This window comes from Acinetobacter gyllenbergii CIP 110306 = MTCC 11365 (assembly GCF_000413855.1).
Taxonomy (GTDB): Bacteria; Pseudomonadota; Gammaproteobacteria; order Pseudomonadales; family Moraxellaceae; genus Acinetobacter; species Acinetobacter gyllenbergii.
In genome coordinates, this window is sequence record NZ_ATGG01000011.1 from 378,890 (window position 1) to 386,906 (window position 8,017).

Annotated in this window: 11 protein-coding genes and 1 tRNA gene; 6 read left to right on the forward strand and 6 right to left on the reverse strand. The window is 33.5% G+C overall.

Annotated features, from left to right (window positions below):
* Nucleotides 1–29: 29 nt before the first annotated feature.
* The 4 genes from F957_RS13130 to F957_RS13115 all read left to right on the forward strand — a co-directional run bounded on the left by F957_RS13130 (nucleotide 30) and on the right by F957_RS13115 (nucleotide 4,138).
* Nucleotides 30–1,436: a molybdopterin-binding domain-containing protein gene (locus tag F957_RS13130; RefSeq protein WP_016660269.1), complete on the forward strand. Its 1,407-nt coding sequence runs from the start codon at nucleotides 30–32 to the stop codon at nucleotides 1,434–1,436.
* Nucleotides 1,437–1,727: 291 nt separating this feature from the next.
* Complete coding sequence (locus F957_RS13125) at nucleotides 1,728–2,372, forward strand: SOS response-associated peptidase family protein (RefSeq protein WP_016660270.1); 645 nt, start codon at nucleotides 1,728–1,730, stop codon at nucleotides 2,370–2,372.
* A gap of 519 nt (nucleotides 2,373–2,891) precedes the next feature.
* Nucleotides 2,892–3,545 carry a glutathione S-transferase family protein gene (locus F957_RS13120; RefSeq protein WP_016540027.1) on the forward strand — a complete coding sequence of 218 codons (654 nt, stop codon included), beginning with the start codon at nucleotides 2,892–2,894 and terminating at the stop codon, nucleotides 3,543–3,545.
* Between the two features lie 110 nt (nucleotides 3,546–3,655).
* Nucleotides 3,656–4,138, forward strand: a complete 483-nt coding sequence (locus F957_RS13115; RefSeq protein WP_016540026.1) for a GNAT family N-acetyltransferase — start codon at nucleotides 3,656–3,658, stop codon at nucleotides 4,136–4,138.
* Nucleotides 4,139–4,239: 101 nt separating this feature from the next.
* Here F957_RS13115 and F957_RS13110 read toward each other — a convergent pair whose 3' ends face one another.
* Together F957_RS13110 and F957_RS13105 are read right to left on the reverse strand one after the other, a co-directional pair.
* Nucleotides 4,240–4,671, reverse strand: coding sequence for a hypothetical protein (locus tag F957_RS13110; RefSeq protein WP_016660271.1), 432 nt, complete (start codon nucleotides 4,669–4,671; stop codon nucleotides 4,240–4,242).
* A gap of 50 nt (nucleotides 4,672–4,721) precedes the next feature.
* Nucleotides 4,722–5,210: a hypothetical protein gene (locus F957_RS13105; RefSeq protein WP_016660272.1), complete on the reverse strand. Its 489-nt coding sequence runs from the start codon at nucleotides 5,208–5,210 to the stop codon at nucleotides 4,722–4,724.
* Nucleotides 5,211–5,544: 334 nt separating this feature from the next.
* Here F957_RS13105 and F957_RS13100 point away from each other — a divergent pair, with 334 nt between their 5' ends.
* A complete protein-coding gene (locus tag F957_RS13100; RefSeq protein WP_016540025.1) occupies nucleotides 5,545–6,474 on the forward strand; it encodes an LpxL/LpxP family acyltransferase in 930 nt (309 codons plus the stop codon).
* A gap of 92 nt (nucleotides 6,475–6,566) precedes the next feature.
* Here F957_RS13100 and F957_RS13095 read toward each other — a convergent pair whose 3' ends face one another.
* The 3 genes from F957_RS13095 to F957_RS13085 form a co-directional block, all read right to left on the reverse strand.
* The gene (locus F957_RS13095) at nucleotides 6,567–6,776 is read right to left on the reverse strand and encodes a cold-shock protein (protein WP_004807805.1); all 210 of its coding nucleotides are present in this window, start codon (nucleotides 6,774–6,776) and stop codon (nucleotides 6,567–6,569) included.
* 108 nt (nucleotides 6,777–6,884) lie between these two features.
* Entirely contained in the window at nucleotides 6,885–7,106 is a 222-nt protein-coding gene (locus tag F957_RS13090; protein WP_016540024.1) for a hypothetical protein, read from the reverse strand.
* A 197-nt stretch (nucleotides 7,107–7,303) separates the two neighbouring features.
* Nucleotides 7,304–7,380 (reverse strand) — tRNA-Met (locus tag F957_RS13085).
* 167 nt (nucleotides 7,381–7,547) lie between these two features.
* On the opposite strand from F957_RS13085, the gene F957_RS22075 reads away from it, so the two are divergent.
* Nucleotides 7,548–7,727: a hypothetical protein gene (locus F957_RS22075; protein ID WP_016540023.1), complete on the forward strand. Its 180-nt coding sequence runs from the start codon at nucleotides 7,548–7,550 to the stop codon at nucleotides 7,725–7,727.
* Between the two features lie 134 nt (nucleotides 7,728–7,861).
* Here F957_RS22075 and F957_RS13075 read toward each other — a convergent pair.
* On the reverse strand, nucleotides 7,862–8,017 hold a 156-nt coding region (locus F957_RS13075), incomplete at its 5' end, for a lysozyme (protein ID WP_016660273.1).

Sequence of the window (8,017 nt, forward strand, 5' to 3'; positions counted from 1 at the left end):
AATTAGAGTTACCTCTCGGACTTATATTTATGCGCAAACTTCCAGTACCAGAAGATCTTCCATATGATTTGACTTCTACCTACTATCGTCTTTTTATGCAGCTCCCTCAGGGTGAATTAAAACATATTGTGGATTTAGAAGCAGCACTTAATCAAGTGAATGCAAGTGATGTTTATGCCTTACAAGATTATCCAGCTAATTGTCTTTCAGCCTACGCAGGCTGGGTCATTAACTCTGAGTCGACTCAAACTGCAAGTAAACAGCACCCTGTATTAATCAATAGCTTATACTGCTGGGGAGGACAACTCTATCGATCAGTGAATCCATATAAACTGGATCTAGGCGGTAAAAATCTACTCAGAATTCCACAATATACAAAATTACCTGAATCTATTGATGCTATTATTCCAGAAGACGATGAGCGTTTAGATACTTCTGATTACGATAATAAAAAAATTATAGCGCCAATATCTGCGATGCAAGGCGTGATCCAGCAAGGAAGCACCATTAAACAAGGTGATCTGATCTTAGCTAAAAATGAGAAGCTCTCACCAGAAAAATTGATTGCTCTAAGACGGGCTGGAATTAAAGAACTAACAATTTATAAAGATCCACGAATTCTCGTTGTTAGCATGCATAATTTTGACGATGAGCATACACTTTGTGAAGAAAGCTTGTATGTTAAAGACTTATTAAAAACGTGGGGCTATAACCACGTCGAGATAAAACTGCTTAAACCACAGCGTTATGATTCAGCATTTAATAGCCTTAAGAAAAACGAAGATCCAACTTTAGATGATAGGTTAACAACCAATTGGGAGGATTATAATCAATTTTTTGAAGATCATATGCCTAATTTTGATGTGATGATTCTGTGTTCTCATAAGGACATTGGTGGTTCAGTATTTTCAATCGGTGGACTTACTGCCTTTGATCCTAGCAGTATGACCTCAAATTTCCAAACACGTTCTATCCCTGCGAATGAAATGGGCATCATTAGAAGTATGCCTAGAACACCTCCTGTACGTGAAACGGTTCAACTGTACGATGATCGAGGAAACCATAAAGGCTCAAAAGTCATCACCACAGAGGATAAGACGACGATCATCAATTTACCTGGTGATATGCAAGATATTGCCTTACTCATGCATATCATGGTGAAGTATGTTTTAAATAAACATGATCCCGATTTTCTAAACAGAATATTTATTAAAGGTCGTGTCAATCAAGAGATTGAAACTGATCAAAATAAAAGAAAATTGTTATGGGGTAAATATCAGTTGCAAGATGATGGTCAATATTCATTAGAAATCATTGAACAACAGCAAGCATATCAGATCGAACCTTTTCTTACTGCAAATTGTATTGTGATCGTCCCCTTTGCAGAGCAGCCGATTCAATCAAATGAAGTGATCCATTTTATAAAGATTGATTAACTATAATTTTAGAAATCAACTCTATGAAATGCATAAAAACCATAACCATTAAGTTATGGTTTTTTTATTGTTTGCTCCTGCCCTTTGTTCTTTTATCACCTGACCCATTGATCTTAAACGTATTGAATCCCATTTTAATTTAAGTAATAAATTTATAAAAATTATGATATTAAAATAATTTAGGAAATTGATCGAATACAACTAGAAGCAATTAATATACACAAATCAAAAGATAAAAAATCTTTATTAAATTCATTATAAAAGTATGTACTCTTCACAATGGAGCTAATTATGTGTGCAAACTATGAGCCTATTTCAAAAGATCGTGTTCATTTATTAGATCTATTTGAGCCTACTTTCGAATACAAAGCTGATATCTACACCAACTATGCAGGACCTATCCTATTTTCAAAAAATGGTACAATTGAATGGCGATTGGCCAGATTTGGTTTAGTTGCTCCATGGGTAGAGGATATAAAAAAAGTCCAAAACACATACAATGCAAGAACTGAAACTGTTTCAAGCAAACCAAGTTTCAGGAACGCCTGGAAGAAAAATCAGTTTTGCCTTATCCCTGTTGAAGCTATCTTTGAACCCAAATATATAGACAATGAACCCCATTGGTATGGAATCTACCGAGAAGACCAAATGCCATACACAGTAGCTGGCATTTATGAATATGCTGTCGTAAACGGTGAAGAAATTAGATCAATGTCTATGCTTACGATGAATTCTGATGATCATCCTTTTATGAACCAATTCCATGCTCCAGATGATGAAAAACTATCAATCATTGTCATTCCAAGAGAGCGTAGAAATGACTGGTTGAATTGTTCTCATGAACAAGCAACCGATTTTTTCATTGAAATGCCGGTTGATGAATTCACTGCAGCACCTAAAAATGCATTGAAGAATTTCCGACCAAACGAATCATAAACAGCGACAAGTTATGACTTCTCTTTGTTTCAACTGAAAATTTAAAATTTAAAAACATTTTAGGCCAAATCTAAAATACAACTTGAATATGTTACAAATTCAAGTGATTGTTCAATATATATTAAAATTTTAAAAAATTAAACATGATCAAGCATACCTATAGAAATTTAATTATTAAGTAAATCAAATTTTTTAATCATTATTCAATGGCTTAATTACATTCAATAATAAAGCCTCTATCAAAGGCTTTTACATATATTTCAACATGAATATTCTTGTTGATCTTGTTATCGGCCCCATGGTAAATGGCACTAGATGTAAGTTACACCTACATTGAAAATCTTACTTTTTTAGAACTGTTTACACTCTGCAGCACGATGGGGAAGTAAATTTTTGAATACTTTTCAATCAATCTTGCAATGTAGAGTGAATTGATCAGTAACAGCTATAAACTTAAGTGTATATTGAGTTGTGGAACATGGGGAAATTACCCATATAGTTTTTAAAACAGGAATCGTCATGATTACTTTACATCACTTAGACCAATCACGTTCTTTCCGTATTTTATGGTTACTTGAAGAAATCAAGCAACCGTACCAGTTACAACGCTACTTCCGTGATTTAACTACTCACTTGGCTCCTGAGTCATTAAAAAACATCCATCCTTTAGGAAAATCTCCAGTGATCGAATGGCAAGGTAAAGTCATCGCTGAATCAGGCGCTATAGTAGAATTATTAATTCAAAGGCTTGCACCACATCTAGCACCAGATATCAATAACGCAATTTATGCAGATTACCTTCAATGGATTCACTTCGCTGAAAGCTCTGCAATGGTGCCATTTTTATTAAAAACTTTTAATGAAATAGAAACTAAGCATGGTACAAAATTGGTATTTCTAGAAAACTATACTCAAGTTGAGTTTGATAAAGTCTTTGGTTTTTTAAATAATTATCTGAAGGATAAATTATTTTTGGTTGACGATCGTTTAACTGGCGCAGATTTTATGATGGGATTTGGACTTCACAGCTTAATCCATCAAATGAAACAAGGTAAAAATTACCCGCACATTCAAAGCTATGTTGAACGTTTGAGCTTACTGCCAAGTTGGAAAGCAGCAGAAAAAATTGAACGAGATGGGGTGTTGGTCAAAAAAGAAAAAGCCTCTTTTTGAGAGGCTTCCACACCTATATTCATCTATAGTCGAATTAAAAATTTCTTTCATAATTAATGCCATATAAGTTTGGTAGTTAATTAGAATCTAATTTAAATTTTTAGGAAGATATGTTAAACATCCAATTTGATCATTTAAAAAACATTAGCATTCAAGATATTATCGAATTAAATACAAATGAACGTGTGCTCAAACAAATGCCTCTAGCTAGTGGCACTATTTTTGATGAACAAGAATGTATTGCTTGGGTCAACGAAAAAGAAGAACAATGGACTAAGCATGGCTATGGTCCTTGGGCATTTTTAGTTGATGGTAAATTTGCTGGTTGGGGTGGATTACAATATGAAGATGGTGATGCAGACTTAGCTCTTGTATTGCACCCTCAATACTGGGGAATTGGTAAACAAATTTTTGATGAAATTATCAAAATAGCTTTTACTGAGATGAATTTTGAATCAATAACTATTTTATTACCTCCTTCAAGAAAAAAATTGAAAGGTATATATCTACTAGGGTTCAATTTAGATGGAGAAATTACGATAAGCGGTGAACATTTCATAAGATATAGATTGTATAAACCAACTCAGATTTAGCCTAAAAAATATTAAAAAAAGCCCTCAACAGAGGGCTTTAAATATATGCTGACATGAATATTTTTTTTTTATATTCGATACTAAATTCGCAAAAAACAATATCATTCTAAATATTGACTATCAATTATGTTATCTACCTTCCCTTCTATAATTATTTTTCTGATTTCGTCAGTTGAGACTTCTTTTCCATTTTTACATCTATAAAGCAAAGCTACAGATTCCTCATCTATATGGACATTTTCACCTGTATATTCACAATCATTCTTCCATAAGATAGTAAAAATTTCTCGATGTATTTTAGCAGCTTCAGTGTTTTTAACATCTACTAAAATCCATAAGATTGGACCAAAAGTTACTAGGCAAATAAAACTAGTCTGATAGTCTTTTTTTGCTAAAAAATATATGCTTAAAAGTGTACCTATTGAAAAAAATAAAACGCTAACATTATAGGCATAAATATTGGTATCTACACCAGATAAAATCAACAGAAACCCAATTAAACAAAAAATAAGAAGTACTGTTTTCAGTTTCATTTAAAAATAAACCTTAGTCTTTACCAGAAGTTTTTCTACCATAAGAATAATTAGTTATACTTTTTTAGTTTTATAGCATTATCACATTGATAAGCAGCAGCTCGCTGAGCATCTGAATTAGGCTCTAAGGTTATAAGAGGTGTTGTAATGCCTTTTTGTGCTAATAACTGTTGTCCTAGAACATTCCTAGCGTTCTTAGATACTATTTGGCTGTTATTCCACCATATATCAGATATCCAGACACCTGACATTGAATTACAATTCACAATCATATCTTTTTGAAAAACATTAAACTTTAGGGTATTTACCTTAATGACTTTTCCATTTTGATTTACAGTCCTATCTTTTAATTCCGCATACTGATTATCCTTTACCTTCAGAAAATAAGTTAAGTTTATTACACCATCCCGCATATACACTGGATCACCGACTAATAGGTCTTTATCCCTCTCTGAAGCAGTACCTATTAAAGTAATAGCTGCATGCGCATTAGTTGTTAAGAAGGCTAATATTAATGAAATTTTTATGAACTTAATCATTTTCAACGCTTTAAAAATAAAATAAAGTCTACCATCTTACATTTAAAAACAAAAGAGTGATATACATCACACATTTAATAGTGATTTTGCTACCAAGTTTGCTTAGACATTGTTGATAAAAGAACCAGGATACAGATACTTAAGATCAAGGAAATTATTGGACACCTGTAGCTATAAATTACTTTGCTAAGAAGAGTTCTCGCTTTACCGCACAGTGACGAACAAGCCCTTCTAAGTGGAAAATTTATTTAACCTCCATATCTACATTTAAATAAATCAATAAAACTAATTCAGTTATGTTAGGCTGATCAGTTTTTCTTAAGAAACAGCCGCTATGTCGTTTAAACGGAAATTCAAGGCAGGAAAGTTTCATTGGTCTTTTTTATTACCCAAATATTGGGGAATCTGGTTAGCTATAATTCTTTTAATGTTGTTTGCAATTCTTCCTTGGGCCATTCAATGGCGGCTCGCAGAGAAGCTTTCCAAACTAGCTTGGAAAACTCTCAAATCTAGACGTAAAACGACCATTAGAAATCTAGAACTGTGCTTTCCCGAAAAAAGTGAACTGCAAATACAAGCAGATGCGAAACAAGTCTTTTTGAATATGATGTTAGGACTTTTTGAAGCATTAAATGCCTGGTACAGTCCCCGATGGTTCAAAAACCGGATGCATATCCAAGGGCTAGAGCATCTTAAGAATGCTAAAGGAAAAGGTGTTTTACTCATAGGCACGCATACCACTTTATTAGATGCCGGCGGTTTTGTATGTGGATATTTTTTCGATCTAGATGTTGTCTATCGTCCTCAAAATAATCCTCTCTTAGATATGCTGATTAGTCGATGCAGAGCTACAATTTATCAAAATCAGATTTCTAAAGATGACATGAAAGGATTGATATCGAATCTAAAGCATGAGCATGCTATCTGGTATAGCCCAGACCAGGACTTTGGACTCAAGCAAGGAGTAATGGCTCCTTTCTTTAGTGTGCAGGCAGCGACATTAACGGCGCATAGACGGTTAATCAAAATAACCAAAGCAGCAGCAATTCCCTTATATTTTTATCGTGATGGCGACATCCGCAACCCTCAATACCACGTTTTACTAGAACCAGCTTTGGGAAACTTTCCAAGTGCGAATGAAGTAGAAGATGCTACACGAGTCAATTTGGTGATTGAGAGTCAGATAAAAATGCATCCCACACAATACATGTGGTTTCATCGTAGATTTAAAACTCGTCCTAATGGTGAAAAAAGTCTCTATTAGCTTTTTAAGATGGCTATAAAAGCAGAATCGATTGATTTTATAAGAGAATAAAAAGCCCACATAAAGTGGGCTTTTTCACTGATCTAAATGAATTAGATAACAGTGATAAGAGTTGCTTGTGGTCCTTTTTTACCTTGACCAGGTACATAAGAAACACGTTGGCCTTCATTCAAAACTTTGAAGCCATTGCTTTGAATTTCGCTGAAATGAGCAAATAAATCTTCGCCAGAATCAGCTTGAATGAAACCAAAACCTTTAGTTTCGTTAAACCACTTAACAGTACCAGTAGCTTTATCAGACATATTTTTAAACCTTTAAACTTTGTTTTATTTTTGAATCAAATCAATACTTATATCTTGACTTAATCCCATCGATCTTTATAAAAAAGATACTACAATTGTGTGAATTTTCTATGTCAATCGATACAGCTGATTAACACCAGTATAGAAACTTTTACCATCTAAATTAAAGTCAATTTCCAGACCAGAATCTAAAAGCACTTTTTTTCCAACTTCAACCCATTTAAATCCTTCCAACGTATTTTGTTGACGTTTAAGTGGGATAATTTGCACACAAATTTCATTACCATTACTGGCTTTGGCTACACGCCATTCATTAATAATTTTTAACACAAAATCACTCTACTCAAGAGCTCAATTGATAGACTTTATTTACTATACGCTAGACAGATAAGTGAAAATAACTGAATTTCTAGAATTTAATAATATATAGCTTTATTTAGGATTATATAAGCTAATTTTAGTTGCTATTTATTCTTTCCAGAATAGCAACTCTAAATACATCAAAGAGCAAAATTAAATTAATCGGTTGGTAGCGGGAGCTGGATTTGAACCAACGACCTTCGGGTTATGAGCCCGACGAGCTACCAGACTGCTCCATCCCGCACCGACGAGTTAGCTTTATATGCTCTTTAAACTAATTAAGCAAGTTTAATATTGATTAATAGTGATATAAGCTCAATTTACACTCTATTTATCTATATTTATTGATAAAAATATACTTTTACTTGGTTGCAAGATAGTATGTGTTTCTAATTAAATAAAGGGTACAACATGTTCACGGGGCTAAAGATAATAAAAAAACAACATGAATTTCAAAAGAATTTTACTCATCAAGAATTTTCCAACCCAATTACAGAGTTTTGGGAATTCTTCGAAATTAATACTCAATATACTTTATTACGATATGAACATATTATTGATGGTATCAAAGCTATTTATCGTAAAAAATAGCCCTCATCAGAGGACTTTCACACATACCCCAACTTGAATATTGTTGTTGATGGTATGAGCTGAACAATCTGGTAAAAGAAAAAGAATACTGGCGCTCACAATCAATGAAACCACTGAGCGCCTGCAGTGATGAATTACTTTTTTAAGAACAGCTCCCGTTCAGCTGCACGACGGCGTACCAAGCCTTTCATAACTTTACCACCACCTTTATTCCATTGGGGAAACTGATCTGCTGCACCCATAAAATCACCGGCATTTAATTTTTTCAACAAAGTTGAATCCTTAAATGC

Coding starts and splice junctions, on each gene's coding strand:
- F957_RS13130 (WP_016660269.1), top strand. CDS start 30: ATGCGCAAACTTCCAGTACCAGAAGATCTTCCATATGATTTGACTTCT.
- F957_RS13125 (WP_016660270.1), top strand. CDS start 1,728: ATGTGTGCAAACTATGAGCCTATTTCAAAAGATCGTGTTCATTTATTA.
- F957_RS13120 (WP_016540027.1), top strand. CDS start 2,892: ATGATTACTTTACATCACTTAGACCAATCACGTTCTTTCCGTATTTTA.
- F957_RS13115 (WP_016540026.1), top strand. CDS start 3,656: ATGTTAAACATCCAATTTGATCATTTAAAAAACATTAGCATTCAAGAT.
- F957_RS13110 (WP_016660271.1), bottom strand. CDS start 4,671: ATGAAACTGAAAACAGTACTTCTTATTTTTTGTTTAATTGGGTTTCTG.
- F957_RS13105 (WP_016660272.1), bottom strand. CDS start 5,210: ATGATTAAGTTCATAAAAATTTCATTAATATTAGCCTTCTTAACAACT.
- F957_RS13100 (WP_016540025.1), top strand. CDS start 5,545: ATGTCGTTTAAACGGAAATTCAAGGCAGGAAAGTTTCATTGGTCTTTT.
- F957_RS13095 (WP_004807805.1), bottom strand. CDS start 6,776: ATGTCTGATAAAGCTACTGGTACTGTTAAGTGGTTTAACGAAACTAAA.
- F957_RS22075 (WP_016540023.1), top strand. CDS start 7,548: ATGTTCACGGGGCTAAAGATAATAAAAAAACAACATGAATTTCAAAAG.